This is a genomic window from Aminobacter sp. GW821-FHT11F06 (assembly GCF_058808215.1).
On record NZ_JBXARL010000009.1, the window covers coordinates 18,069 to 31,103 of the forward strand.

The following is a 13,035-nucleotide window of genomic DNA, read 5'->3' on the forward strand; positions in this document are numbered from 1 at the left end:
GGCTGCGGTGCCCCGTCCGTTTGGAGGTCTCGAAAGGCCAAGCATGTCAGGCGACCCCAAAATGTTCAACCGAAGCTTAGCTTCGCGCAGTGGAACGTAAACGCCGCCAAATGGCGTATGGGTGGTACTCCCGGGCCGTCGCTTGGCTTTGGCTGTTGACTTTCAGCTAGATCGGGCCGTCGGCCAGACCAGGATTCCGCCGACGCCGGTCCTTTCGATGCAGCAGCAACGCAAGCTGTTGCCTGGTCCCTTCGATGAAGGCAGCCTGCCGCTTCAAGGCAGAAGAACGCTGGGAACACTGGACGATCGATGCCGTCAGCGTGTCGACCTTGGCCGACAGTGCGTGAGAACGGGCGCCATTTTCCATGGCCTCGAACGCGAACGCGGCATTTGCGGCCGCCCTCTCGTGCTGGTCTTTCAGCCTGGTTCGCTCCGTCACGATATCGTCGCCGATGTCGTCGAGCAGCATCAGAAGGTACCCGAAACGTCTGACGTTCCGATCGCTGACAGCCGAGGGAACCCTGATATTGAACAGCTTCATATCCAAGCCGCCTTGTGAGGCACATCGCACAGGGTAAGGCCCCAAATGCGGTCCGTGCCGGAAAACCCAGGGTTCCTATCTTAGGCAAAATTGCCGGCGCGGCGACGCATCCCTTTGGCGGAACAGCTGACCGTCAAGCGGCAATCGCCGATGGGCCAATAACCGTGCCGCTCCGATGGGCGGCCGCCATGTTGCGCCGCGCGCGCGCCCTGCTGGCCGAGATGACCGCAAGGGCGATGAAGAACAACATGCCGGGATCGGCAGTTCCGCTGACCAGCGAAGCGGCAACGATGCTGGCCAAGGCACTGGCCCGCACGCTCGCCACGATCGCGTCCGTCTCGGGATCGACCCAGGACGCCATGTGGCCCATGCCCCGTGCCACGACAGCGAGCAAGGTCACCATCAGCAAGGCTCCAACGACCCCCAACTGGGAAAGCACCGCGATCACCCAGCTTGAAGCCCGCGAACTGCCAAAGCCGATGCCCAGCCCACTGGTGTCAGTGAAGGCCTGGAGGCTCTTCATGTTCCAATAGGCGCGCTCCTGGCCGGACGACGAATTGCCCTTGTTGATGACCATCGAGTCGATGAGCTGGATGAAGGGATCGAAGAACCCCTGATTGTAGAGGCTTATCGCCAGCGCTACGAAGATGATCGATCCAAGGGCTCCCAGGATCAGCAACTCGTCGGATTTCAAACGCCCCTGGGTCATCGAGCGGCCAAGCGAAAATGCGACAGGAACCACAAGGATGGTGAGACCGACATAGGCCGTCGACGACGTCGAGAGAATGACGAGCGCAAACAAGACCGCTGAAAACCACTGGGCAAGCAGTGATCCGGTCTTGCGCCAGTAGGTATAGGTGAAAGCCAGGCATGCAAGCGACGCCGTACCGAACGCGGAGGCTTCCGAATATGCCCCGGCGATACGAAAAAAACCGCCTTCGCTGACATTCGTCAGCATGGCGTAGCTCGCCGTGCGGATGGGCTGCAAGACATCGCCAGCGCCGGCGAACTTGCCCACGAAATCCAGCAGCCCCATGCCGGCGTGCAGCCCGCACCACAGGAAAAAGCCCCGGCGAACCTGCTCGAGACGATCCGCCTGCAACAGCAGGACACCGAGGGCTATCGCGGTGAGCCCGCCAAGGACGAAGTATCCGGTTTGGGAGATGTTGCCCGAAACCGGCTCAAGCGCGGATTCCACGACCCCCAGGCGAAGCTTCGACTGCACGAAGACACTTGTCTGCCCGGCAAACAGGCGCGGAAACAGCCATGATCCCACGGCAGCATAGATCATCAGGCAGCAAAGGACCCACAGAGGCCGCATGCTACCGAAGACAAGACCCAGGTCCCGCCAGATGCTCGACTTGGCCGCCACGGCCACCAGCAGAAGGGCTGCGAAGAATGTGTAGATCAGGGGTGACGACCCGCCCAGCGAGGTCAGTGTCATCAGCGCTGTCGAACCGAAGGCAAGCGAGGCGATCAGACCGACGATCAACAGGCTGCGGGAATAATAGCCGGTAATCAGCACGCCGATGCAAACGATCAGACCCGCCACCGAGAGCTGCATGGGCTAGCTTCTTTGCCCATACGCGACGCATAGGCAGCTGCCGCTGATCGGATGAGAATGGTCGGACATAGCTGTGTCGCCGGATTGCCTAGAGCCCGTTCCATCTTCTTGTTGGAGCATGATCATATCCGAAAACCGGGTCCCACTTTTCGGGATCATGCTCTAGCCTGGTCTCCGGTATTCTCGGCAGGCACGGATTTGCAGGCAAGAAGCCCAAAGGGCGTAGCCTGCGGTGCCTGGAAACACGTCCGTACCACTTTCGCAGGCATAAAGGCGCCAACTGCGCGGCCTTGCCAGCGAAGCCAATTACGCCACGGCGCGCAGCTTGCTCGGCAGGACCTTGAAGTGGTCGCGGAAAGACTTCGAAAAGTGCGACGACGAAACGAAGCCGCAGGCAACCGCGACATCCATGATCGGCATCGCGGTCAGCTCGATCAGCTGGCGTGCCTTGGCAAGCCTGAGCGCCAGATAATGCTGCCATGGCGTCGTTGAGAGATGGCGCTCGAACAACCGCTCGATCTGGCGCCGCGACAGCGACACCTGGCTTGCGATCCCCTCCAGCGACAGCGGGTCCTCGATGTTGCGCTCCATCAGCTGGATGATGCGCAGCAGCTTCTTGCCGGTGCTGCCGTAGCGCAGGCCCGGCGGCACCGACTGGCAGCTTGCGCCATCGCGCCAGCGGTCTGCCGTCACATGCTGGCAGATGCTGCGGGAAAGCTCGGCACCGCAGCGTTCCTGTATCAGCTCCAAGGCGAGGTCGAAGGCAGCGAGTTCGCCGGCACAGGTGACGATCTGGCCGTCGCGGACGAACAGCGCATCGTCGACGGCAAGGTCGTAGAAGGTTTCTGAAAGTGCCGCCATCTTGCCCCAGTGGATGGTGCATCTGATGTCGCCCAGAAGTCCGGCTTCCGCCAGCAGCCAGGTCGCGGTGCCAAGCGCATAGATCGGAACATGGCTGCGACAGGCCCGGCGCAGGAAGGCGCGCAGCTCATGCGAGCTGTGCTTTTCGACACCCTCGCCCGCACAGATCGCGATCGCGCATTCAGGGTCGAGCACCGTCGCCCTTTGATGTTCGACGAAGCTCCCTGACACAGCGATGGAAATGCCGCTGGCGCACTCCACCGGCTCGCCGTCCAGGCTCATCAGCCGCCAGCGGAACAGGCCGCGGCCAGACAGCGAGTTGGCGATCCGTAGTGGGTCAATCAGCGATGACAGGCACAGCTGCGAGAAACCGGGCAACACAAGCACCAGGAATTCGGCCGGCGCCGCTGCCATCGTCGGGATGGGCAAGGTGACGGGCAACATCTTGGCGCCGGGCCAACAGGCCTCGACATTGAAGGCGGTGTGCTTGTTCGGCGCGTTCATGTGCCCCTCCCCGACCCCGGCATTCGCCGGAGTCGCTTGCCTCAAATGAGACTGCAGGATCACAAATTGGCAACAAACAACACAAAATGCAACATCGCAATATGCACTGACCGTTGCTTTTGTCGCGTTGGGCTTCAGCCTTCGGCGGCTGCGGTTGGCTGCACCATGCTCATCAGCCACTCCCGGAAGGCAATGACTTTCGGGGTTTTCGCCTTTTGCGGCGTTGCCAGGAACCAGTAGGAGCCGGCACCGCGCAGCCGCTGCTCAAAAGGCGCAACGAGCAGGCCGGCCGCAAGTTCGCGCTCGACCAGGGCCGAGCGGCCGAGCAGCACGCCCTTGCCTTCGATGGCGGCGCGGATCGCCATGATCGACTGGTCAAAGAACGAGCCGGCTGATGTGTCGATGCCGCTCACACCGACATGCGCCAGCCAGGTGTCCCAGTCCTCGGCATAACCGGGCACATGCAGGAGGTTGCGGGCATGCAGGTCATGCGGCGAGGACAAGCCGGCGGCATATTTCGGCGCGCAGACCGGAAAGGTTTCGTCGCGCAGCAGCAGCGTCGCCTCGCGCTTGGGCCAGTTGCCCCAGCCGAACTCGATCGCGGCATCGACCTTGCCTTCGCCATGGTCGAGCGCGGTCAGCCTGAGATCGATGGTCGGATGCTGGGCGCGAAACAGGTCGAGCCGCGGCGCGATCCACTGGCTGGCAAAGGATGTCGGCACATGCACGACGAGCATTTCGCGCGTGCCGCGCCCGGCGAGTTTTGCGGTTGCCTCATCGATCATCGCAAAAGCGCGGCCGAGTTCCTCCGCATAGAGCCGGCCACGGTCGGTGAGCCTGACGCCATTGGCATGGCGGTCGAACAGTTCCTTGCCGAGGCGCAGTTCCAGCGCCCGGATGTGCTGTGAGATCGCCGAAGGGGTGACGTTGAGCTCGCCTGCCGCGCCGGCAAAGCTTCCAAGCCGTGCGGCGGCTTCAAATGCCCGGAGCCAGTTCAGTGGAGGTCGGGCAGTTGCCATGGCACCATTAGAATTTCTTACGCCTCCCCCAAGGTAATCGCGTTTGCTTGCGCCGACAAGAACAATTCCAATCTGCCCGAACAAGCATTGGGAGGCGCTGCATGAACGTTCACTGGCTCGATGGCTACAGGCCCGGACATGGCTTGCCGCGCGATTTTTACACCAATGCGGAGATCTTCGCCGAAGAGCAGGAGCGGATATTCCGCAACAACTGGTTCTTCGCCGGCCATTCGGTCGAGCTGCCGAAATCGGGCGACTACATGACGCTGAATGTCGGCGGCGCGCCTGTGCTGGTGGTGCGTGATCGCGACGGCAAGGTGCATGCCCACCACAATGTCTGCCGCCATCGTGGCTCGATCATCTGCACCAAGGAAAAGGGCAAGGCGACGCGGCTGGTCTGCCCCTATCACTCCTGGTCTTATGCCCATGACGGCAGCCTTATCGGCGCACCGATGATGGGCGATGATTTCGACAAGGCCGAACACAGCCTCAAGCCGGTTCACGCCGAGGAATTCGACGGGCTGATCTTCGTCAACCTGTCCGATACGCCCTCCCCGTTCCACGAGCTGCGCGACCACCTCTCGCCGATCCTGAAATCTCAAGGCATGAACCGCGCCAAGATCGCGCTGATCCGCGACTATGAGCTCGACGTGAACTGGAAGATCGTCGTTGAGAACAACCGCGAGTGCTACCATTGCGAGGCCAACCATCACGGTTATGTCTCGGTGCAATACGACACCGAAAACGACAATCCGGACCTCAAGGACGAGATATCGGAGCGCCTGGCCGACTGCGCCATCCGTTGGGAAAAGGCCGGTCTCGACACTGCCCGCGTCAATACTTCGTCCGACTACACCGCCGAATGGTTCCGCGCTAACCGCACGCCGGTGCGCAAGGGCATGGTCACCGAGAGCCCTGATGGCCAGCTGGTGTGCAACGTACTGATGGCCGGCTTTTCCGATCCCGACATGGGCACGGCGCGCGCCAACACCAACATCAACTTCTGGTGCCACGCCAATTCCGACTATGCCCACACTGTGCGCATCACGCCGGTATCGCCGACCAAAACCATCGTGCGCGGCACTTGGCTGGTTGACGAAAACGCGGTCGAGGGCCGGGACTACGACCCCGAAAAGGTTGCCGCCTTCCATGACGAGGTGATGTCGGAAGACTGGGAGATCTGCCGGCGCCAGTGGATCGGCGTGACCTCGCCCGGCTTCCAGCCCGGCCCCTACTCGCCGCTGAAGGAGCAGAACGTCGACCGCTACGTCAGGTGGTATGCCCGCCAGATGGGCGCGTGAGGCAGAGGGCCTCCCTCCCCCTTGTGGGGAGGGATCGAGGGTGGGGGTGTTTTGGCGATGGTGTGCCTGAGCCTTCATCTCGCGACGCATTACCCCACCCCATACCCCTCCCCACAAGGGGGAGGGGATCATCAGCGCCCAACCACCCGCCCAAGGCGATATTGACCATGCTCTCCAGGCCCGAAATCCTGCTGCAAATAGCCGAGATCAAGGCGCTGACAGCGCGAGTCTCAGCCTATCGGCTGGTCTCGCCGCATGGCGAGCGCCTGCCGGCCTGGGAAGCTGGAGCGCATCTCAACTTCCGCCTGCCGAGCGGCCGAGCCCGCTGCTATTCGCTGTGCGGCGACCCGGCGCAGAAATCCGAATACTGGATCGCCGTGCAGCGCGAGGAGCAGGGCGAAGGCGGCTCGCTGGAGGTGGCGAAAGCCTTCGAACGCGGCGTGGTGGTTCGCGCCGATCCGCCCCGCAACGGGTTTCCTCTCGCCGCTGACGCGCACCGTCATATCCTTGTTGCAGGTGGCATCGGCATCACGCCCATCATTGCGATGATCCACCACCTCAAGGCCGCCAAGGCGAGCTACTTCGCCCATATCTGCGCTCGCTCCATCGAAGAAACGGCATTTCGCCATTTCATTTTTGATGAAATCAAAGCCGGACGTGCCACCCTGCATCACGACGGCAACGACGCCGCAAAACGCCCTGACATGGCAGCTCTGGTCGGTGAAGCAGCCGACGGCACCCACGCCTATGCCTGCGGCCCTGCGGGGTTCCTCAAGGCATTCGGCAAAGCGACCGAAGGCTGGCCGCGCGAGCAGGTGCATGTCGAAAGCTTCGCGCCTGAGGAACAGATTGAGGCGGGCGACCGGCCGTTCCAGGTGAAGATTGCCTCGAGCGGCGCGGTCATTGACGTGCCGGCAGGCAAGTCCCTGCTCGCGGTCCTGTCCGCCGCCGGCCACCGCATCGAGACGAGCTGCCGCCAAGGCATCTGCGGCTCGTGCATGGTCGGCTATCTCGACGGCGAGCCCGACCACCGCGACACCGCACTCACCGAAGACGAGCGTCGCGACTTCCTCACCGTGTGCTGTTCGCGCGCCCGTTCACCAACGCTCGTTCTCGATCTCTGATGAATTTGCCCGGTGAAAGCCGGCTGAACAAAGCTGAAATCACCTCGCAGCCGCGAGACCACTTGGAAAGTCAAAGCATGTCCAGCAAAGTCCCCTCGCACGCCCGCATCGTCATCGTCGGTGGCGGCGCCCTTGGCACCAGCATCGCCTATCACCTGGCCAAGGCGGGCGAAAAGGACGTGCTGCTGCTTGAAAAAAACGTGCTGACGGCGGGCTCGACCTGGCACGCCGCCGGCCTGATGGGGCAGTTGCGCAGCAAGGTAAACCTGACGCGCCTGATGCAGTACAGCGCCGATCTCTGCGCCAAGATCGGTGCTGAGACCGGCCAGGATGTCGGCTGGAAGAACGTCGGCAGCCTGCGCCTTGCCGCCTCCGACGCGCGCTGGGAAGAGCTGAAGCGGGCGCACACCGCCGCCAAGAGCTACGGCTTCGACATGGAGCTTGTCGGCCCCGACGAGGTCAAGAAACTGTTCCCGCTTGTCGACACCAAGGACCTGCGCGGCGCGACCTGGATCGCCTCCGACGGCCATGTCGATCCTTATTCGCTGACCCATGCCTACGCCAAGGGCGCGCGATCAGGCGGCGTGCGCATCGTCGAGGGCGTGACCGTCACCGGCTTCACCATCAAGGATCGCCGCATCACCGGCGTGAAGACATCAGAGGGCGAGATCGGCTGCGAGATCGTCGTCAACGCGGCAGGGCTGTGGGCGCGCCAGCTCGGCGAACTCGCCGGCATCGACCTGCCGATAACAGTCGTCGAGCACGAATATTTCGTCACCGAAAAGTCGTCTTCCGTGCCCGACGACCTGCCGACTTTGCGCGATCCCGACGCCAATTTCTACGTCAAGCCTGAGCCGGGTGCTATGGCGATCGGCGGTTGGGAAAAGGAAACGCGTGCTGCTTACGGCCTGGGCAAGCTGCCGATGAGCTTTGGCCAGGAGCTGTTTCCCGACGACCTCGAGCGCATGTCGGAGGTGATCGAAGGGGCCGCCAACCGCATTCCGATCCTCGGCGAACTTGGCGTGCGCGCCGTGGTCAACGGCCCGATCCCGATCTCAGCCGACGGCGAGCCGGTGATGGGCCTTGCCGGCGACTACGAGAACTTCTTCGTCGCCTGCGGCTTCACTTCGGGCATCGCGGCTTCCGGTGGTGCCGGCCGCGCCATGGCCAACTGGATCGTCGAGGGCGATCCCGGCATGGATTTGTGGGCCTTCGACTTGCGCCGCTTCGGCAAGCCGCATGGCGGGCTGGCCTATCTCAGGGACAGCGCGATCGAGGCCTATTCCAAATATTACGCCATCGCCTGGCCGGAGGAAGAGCGTTCGGCCTGTCGTCCCCTGCGCCGCTCGCCGCTCTACCAGACACTGACGGCGCAAGGTGCCGTCAACGGCGTCAAGTTCGGCTGGGAACGGCCCAATTATTTCCTCAAAGCCGGTGAGGCAAAGCCGCCGCTCGAAACCTTCGAGCGCGCGCCCTATGCCGAAGTGATCGGCCGCGAGCACAGGATCGTGCGTGAGGGCGTGGCACTTGTCGACCAGTCGTCATTTTCGAAATTCGAGGTCGCGGGACCGGGCGCGCTCGCTTACCTGCAGTGGCTGGCAGCGGCCAATGTCGACCGCGGCGAAGGTGCCGTGATCTACACCCAGCTGCTCAACAAGCGCGGCGGCATCGAAGCCGACCTCACCATCATGCGGCCGCGCGAAGACATCTTCCACGTCGTCACAGGTTCGGCCTTCGGCACGCGTGACGGCGGCTGGATCCGCCGTCACATGCCGCGTGACGGCTCGGTGACGGTGCAGGACGTGACCGGCGCTTACGGCGTCATCAACCTGTGCGGACCGCTTTCGCGCGACGTGCTCGCCAAGGTCAGCGAGGACGATGTGAGCAACGCCGCCTTCCCCTATATGAGCTGCCGCAACATCCGCGTCGGCTGGGCACCTGTCATGGCCGCGCGCGTCACCTATGTCGGCGAACTCGGCTGGGAGCTGCATGTGCCGACCGAATACATGGCCTATGTCTATGAGGTGCTGAAGGACGCGGGTGCTGCGTTCGGCATCGCCGATGTCGGCTACAAGGCGATCTCCAGCCTGCGCATGGAAAAGCGCTACCTCTACTGGGGCGCCGACATCACGCCCGACGACACGCCGCTGGAGGCGGGTCTCGGCTTTGCCGTATCGATGAAGAAGGGCTATTTCCAGGGCCGTGATGCGCTTGTGGCGCAAAGGGAACGCGGCCTCACCCGCAAGCTCGCCTGCTTCAAGCTTGACGAGCCGCTGTCTGTCTATGGCGGCGAGGCTATGTCGGTGAACGGCCGTATCGTCGGCATGACGACCAGCGGCGACTTCGGCCATACGGTGGGCGCCTCGCTGGTGTTCGGCTATCTCAAGGGCGAGGACATGGGCCTCAAGGAGATCGAGGTCGAGGCCTTCGGTCGCCGCAGCCGCGCCACTGTCGTCGAGCGCTGCGTCTACGATCCGGCCGGCGAGCGCGTTCGCATGTGATGTGACTTGTGCGGGTCGGCTGCCACATATTGCAACATATGCTTGCTCGATGAGGCCAATATCGCCACATTGGCCTCATGTCCGACTCGCACAGTCCCAACGCCCGGGCGCTCGCGCCGCGCCGCCATGACGAGATCCTGAGGCGCCTTGCCGCCGACGGTTCGGTCGGCATCACCGAGCTTGCCAATTTCTTCGACGTGTCGCGGGAGACCATCCGCCGCGACATGAAACATCTGGCCGAGCGCGGCCAGCTCGATCTCGTCCATGGCGGGGCGACGCTGTTTGAGGCAACCGAACCGGCGCTGAACGAGCGCAGCCAGGAAAACGCTGCCGGCAAGGCCGCCATCGGCCGCGCCGCGGCCAATCTGGTCGAAGACGGCATGGTGGTGTTCCTCGATTCCGGCACCACCACGCTCGCCGTCGCACACGCATTGACAGGCAAGCAGAACCTGACGGTCTGCACGACAAGCCTGGTGATCGCGCTGCATATGTGCCGCCAGCCGCATGTGCGCGTGCATATGCTCGGCGGCGAAATCGATCCATCGGAGGAAGCCGCCATCGGCATCGATGCGCTGGAGGCGATCAGCCGCTTCCGCGTCGATGTGGCGTTTTTGGGCGGCGGTGGCCTGTCGCCCGAGGGCGAAATCACCGACTTCACCCGCAACGGCGCCGAGCAGCGCTCGCGCATGGCGACGACCGCGGCCAAAGCCTATTTCGTGCTCGACAGCTCGAAATTCGGACGGCTCACCCCGCTGCGTATCCAACGCTTCGAACTCGCCGCCGGCGTCATCGTCGATACCCCTCCCCCGCCAGCGACCATCGAGGCGTTGGAGCGCAAGGGGCCGAAGGTTATCGTGGGCCAGTAAACCAGCGGCAGCGGGACCGCCGCAATGCTCACATAGGCAAGACGTTCAACGGTAGCGCGTTCCGACAGGCACGAGAAAAATTCGAACTCACCGACATCCGCCCCCCAGGTGACGGCGGGGCAGATTTCGTCCGCGCGACTCAATGTGATTATTTGTTGCATATCATGTTGCATTATGTTGCGATCGCGATAGAGTGGCGACCATCACCTTTGGGAGGTTGTTTCACCATGGCGCAGGAATTCCCGACGCAGGCACGCGTCGTCATCGTCGGCGGCGGCATCATCGGCTGCTCGGTCGCGTATCATCTGACGAAACTCGGCTGGAAAGACGTCGTGCTGCTCGAACAGGGCCAGCTCAGCGGCGGCACCACATGGCATGCGGCGGGCCTTGTCGGGCAATTGCGCGGCCATGCCAACATGACCAGCCTGATCAAATATTCGACCCAGCTCTACAGCGAACTCGAGGCCGAGACGGGGCTTGCCACCGGCTGGAAGAATTGCGGCTCGCTGTCGGTCGCGCGCAGTGCTGACCGCATGACAGTGCTGAAGCGCACCGCGGCTTCGGCCCGCGCGCAGGGGGTGGACATCGAGGTCATTTCTGCCAAGGAGGCGCAGGAGCTGTGGCCGGTGATGGCAATCGACGACCTCGTCGGTGCCGTCTGGCTGCCGGGCGACGGCAAGGCCAACCCCACCGACCTGACCCAGTCTCTGGCCAAGGGCGCGCGCAATCGCGGGGCGCGCGTCATCGAGCGCGTGCGGGTCACCGGCATCACCGTCAAGGACGGCAAGGCCTGCGGCGTTGAGACCGACAAGGGCGACATCGCTGCCGAGATCGTCGTCAATTGTGCTGGCCAGTGGGCGCGCAAGGTGGGTGCGATGTGCGGCGTTACCGTGCCGCTGCATTCGGCCGAGCACATGTACATCGTCACCGGCAAGATCGAGGGCGTGCATCCCGACCTGCCGGTCATGCGCGACCCCGACGGTTTCATCTATTTCAAGGAAGAGGTCGGTGGCCTTGTCATGGGCGGCTTCGAGCCCGAGGCCAAGCCGTGGGGCATGAACGGCATCCCCGACGATTTCGAGTTCGCGCTTTTGCCCGACGACTGGGACCAGTTCGAAATCCTGATGCAGAACGCGCTTGTGCGCGTGCCGCAGCTGGAAACGTCAGAGGTCAAGAAATTCTACAACGGGCCGGAAAGCTTCACCGCCGACAACAACTTCATCCTCGGCGAAGCGCCGGAACTGAAGAACTTCTTCGTCGGCGCCGGCTTCAATTCGATGGGCATCGCCAGTGCCGGTGGTGCCGGCAAAGCGCTCGCCGAGTGGATCGTCAACGGTTCGCCGACAATGGATCTGTGGCCGGTCGATATCAGGCGTTTCGCTGGCTTCAACAACAATCCGCGCTGGTTGCACGACCGCGTCAAGGAAACGCTCGGCCTGCACTACGCCATGCCGTGGCCGAACCGCGAACTCGACAGCGCGCGGCCTTTCCGCCGTTCGCCGCTCTATGACCGGCTCGCCGCCAAGGGCGCCTGCTTTGGCTCGAAGATGGGCTGGGAACGCGCCAACTGGTTCGCCGCGCCGGGCGAGAAGCCCGAGACGCAATACTCCTTTGGCCGCCAGAACTGGCACGATGCGGTCAAGCGCGAGATGAAGGCCGTGCGCGAGGCCGCTGGCATCTTCGACCAGACCTCGTTTGCCAAGATCATGGTGCAGGGGCGAGATGCGGCGTCCGCGCTCAATCGCATCTGTGCCGCCGACATCGATGTCGAGATCGGCCGCTCGGTCTATACCGGCCTGCTCAACGAGCGCGGCGGCTATGAGAGCGACTTGACCGTGATGCGGCTGGGCCGCGACAAGTTCTTGATCGTTACCGGCTCGGCCCAGGCCGTGCACGACGCCGACTGGATCAACAAGAACATCCCCGAGGGCGCGCATGTCACGCTGACCGACGTCACCTCGTCCTATTCGGTGCTGGCGCTGATGGGGCCGCGCTCGCGCGACATCCTGGCCAAGGTGAGTTCGGCCGATCTGTCGAATGCCGGCTTCCCCTTCGCCACCATCCAGGAAATCGATGTCGGCTACGCCACCACCTATGCCAACCGCATGACCTATGTCGGCGAGCTCGGCTGGGAGCTGATCGTGCCGAGCGAATTCGCAGTCGGTGTCTATGAGGCGCTGCACGAAGCCGGGCGCGATCTCGGCCTCACCGACTGCGGCTACTATGCGCTTGAGGCGCTGCGCATCGAAAAGGGTTTTCGCGCCTGGAGCCGGGAGCTTACGCCCGACATCACCCCGTTCGAAGCGGGCCTCGCCTTCGCGGTTGCGCTCGACAAGCCGGGCGGCTTCATCGGCCGCGACGCGCTGGTCAAGGCCAAGCAAGCGGGCAGGCTGACGCGCCGCATCGTGCAGTTCACGCTCGATGACGCAGCACCGATGTTGTGGGGCGGCGAGTTGATCCTGCGCGACGGCAAGCCTGTCGGCGAGGTGCGCTCGGCGAGCTATGGCCACACGCTCGGCCGCTCGGTCGCGCTCGGTTTGCTCGAAAATGCCGAGGGTGTCGACAAAGCGTTCATCGAAAGCGGTAGCTTCGAGATCGACCTTGCCGGCGAACGCCATACGGCGACCGCCCATCTCAAGGCGCCTTACGACCCGAAGTCGGAGCGTGTGAAAGCAGACAGCGGCGAACTGCGCGCCGCTGCCTGATCCTGTCCATCAGACCCCAACTGCCCCTCCCCGTGCGGGAGGGGTTCTT

The 13,035-nt window shown here is 63.3% G+C and carries 9 protein-coding genes; 5 read left to right on the top strand and 4 right to left on the bottom strand.

Annotated elements, in window-relative coordinates:
- Positions 1 to 166: 166 nt before the first annotated feature.
- The 4 genes from AC1RTB_RS20600 to gcvA all read right to left on the bottom strand — a co-directional run bounded on the left by AC1RTB_RS20600 (position 167) and on the right by gcvA (position 4,489).
- Complete coding sequence (locus AC1RTB_RS20600) at positions 167 to 541, bottom strand: hypothetical protein (RefSeq protein WP_492879240.1); 375 nt, start codon at positions 539 to 541, stop codon at positions 167 to 169.
- 133 nt (positions 542 to 674) lie between these two features.
- The gene (locus AC1RTB_RS20605) at positions 675 to 2,105 is read right to left on the bottom strand and encodes a hypothetical protein (protein ID WP_492879241.1); all 1,431 of its coding nucleotides are present in this window, start codon (positions 2,103 to 2,105) and stop codon (positions 675 to 677) included.
- Between the two features lie 306 nt (positions 2,106 to 2,411).
- The gene (locus AC1RTB_RS20610) at positions 2,412 to 3,470 is read right to left on the bottom strand and encodes a GlxA family transcriptional regulator (RefSeq protein WP_492879243.1); all 1,059 of its coding nucleotides are present in this window, start codon (positions 3,468 to 3,470) and stop codon (positions 2,412 to 2,414) included.
- Positions 3,471 to 3,604: 134 nt separating this feature from the next.
- On the bottom strand, positions 3,605 to 4,489 hold the full coding sequence (gcvA, locus tag AC1RTB_RS20615; protein WP_492879245.1) for a transcriptional regulator GcvA: 885 nt from the start codon (positions 4,487 to 4,489) through the stop codon (positions 3,605 to 3,607).
- Between the two features lie 101 nt (positions 4,490 to 4,590).
- Between gcvA and AC1RTB_RS20620 the strand changes: the two genes are divergently transcribed.
- From AC1RTB_RS20620 to AC1RTB_RS20640, 5 genes are all read left to right on the top strand, one after another.
- Positions 4,591 to 5,790 carry an aromatic ring-hydroxylating oxygenase subunit alpha gene (locus AC1RTB_RS20620; protein ID WP_492879247.1) on the top strand — a complete coding sequence of 400 codons (1,200 nt, stop codon included), beginning with the start codon at positions 4,591 to 4,593 and terminating at the stop codon, positions 5,788 to 5,790.
- Between the two features lie 167 nt (positions 5,791 to 5,957).
- Positions 5,958 to 6,914: a PDR/VanB family oxidoreductase gene (locus AC1RTB_RS20625; protein ID WP_492879249.1), complete on the top strand. Its 957-nt coding sequence runs from the start codon at positions 5,958 to 5,960 to the stop codon at positions 6,912 to 6,914.
- A 77-nt stretch (positions 6,915 to 6,991) separates the two neighbouring features.
- Complete coding sequence (locus tag AC1RTB_RS20630) at positions 6,992 to 9,415, top strand: GcvT family protein (RefSeq protein WP_492879251.1); 2,424 nt, start codon at positions 6,992 to 6,994, stop codon at positions 9,413 to 9,415.
- Positions 9,416 to 9,492: 77 nt separating this feature from the next.
- Positions 9,493 to 10,281 (top strand): DeoR/GlpR family DNA-binding transcription regulator, encoded by a 789-nt coding sequence (locus AC1RTB_RS20635; protein WP_492879252.1) that lies wholly within the window; start codon positions 9,493 to 9,495, stop codon positions 10,279 to 10,281.
- A 227-nt stretch (positions 10,282 to 10,508) separates the two neighbouring features.
- The gene (locus tag AC1RTB_RS20640; RefSeq protein WP_492879254.1) at positions 10,509 to 12,986 is read left to right on the top strand and encodes a GcvT family protein; all 2,478 of its coding nucleotides are present in this window, start codon (positions 10,509 to 10,511) and stop codon (positions 12,984 to 12,986) included.
- The last annotated feature ends 49 nt before the right edge of the window (positions 12,987 to 13,035 follow it).

Excerpts from the sequence above, each read along its gene's own strand:
- AC1RTB_RS20600 (WP_492879240.1), bottom strand. The coding sequence starts at position 541 with ATGAAGCTGTTCAATATCAGGGTTCCCTCGGCTGTCAGCGATCGGAAC.
- AC1RTB_RS20605 (WP_492879241.1), bottom strand. The coding sequence starts at position 2,105 with ATGCAGCTCTCGGTGGCGGGTCTGATCGTTTGCATCGGCGTGCTGATT.
- AC1RTB_RS20610 (WP_492879243.1), bottom strand. The coding sequence starts at position 3,470 with ATGAACGCGCCGAACAAGCACACCGCCTTCAATGTCGAGGCCTGTTGG.
- gcvA (WP_492879245.1), bottom strand. The coding sequence starts at position 4,489 with ATGGCAACTGCCCGACCTCCACTGAACTGGCTCCGGGCATTTGAAGCC.
- AC1RTB_RS20620 (WP_492879247.1), top strand. The coding sequence starts at position 4,591 with ATGAACGTTCACTGGCTCGATGGCTACAGGCCCGGACATGGCTTGCCG.
- AC1RTB_RS20625 (WP_492879249.1), top strand. The coding sequence starts at position 5,958 with ATGCTCTCCAGGCCCGAAATCCTGCTGCAAATAGCCGAGATCAAGGCG.
- AC1RTB_RS20630 (WP_492879251.1), top strand. The coding sequence starts at position 6,992 with ATGTCCAGCAAAGTCCCCTCGCACGCCCGCATCGTCATCGTCGGTGGC.
- AC1RTB_RS20635 (WP_492879252.1), top strand. The coding sequence starts at position 9,493 with ATGTCCGACTCGCACAGTCCCAACGCCCGGGCGCTCGCGCCGCGCCGC.
- AC1RTB_RS20640 (WP_492879254.1), top strand. The coding sequence starts at position 10,509 with ATGGCGCAGGAATTCCCGACGCAGGCACGCGTCGTCATCGTCGGCGGC.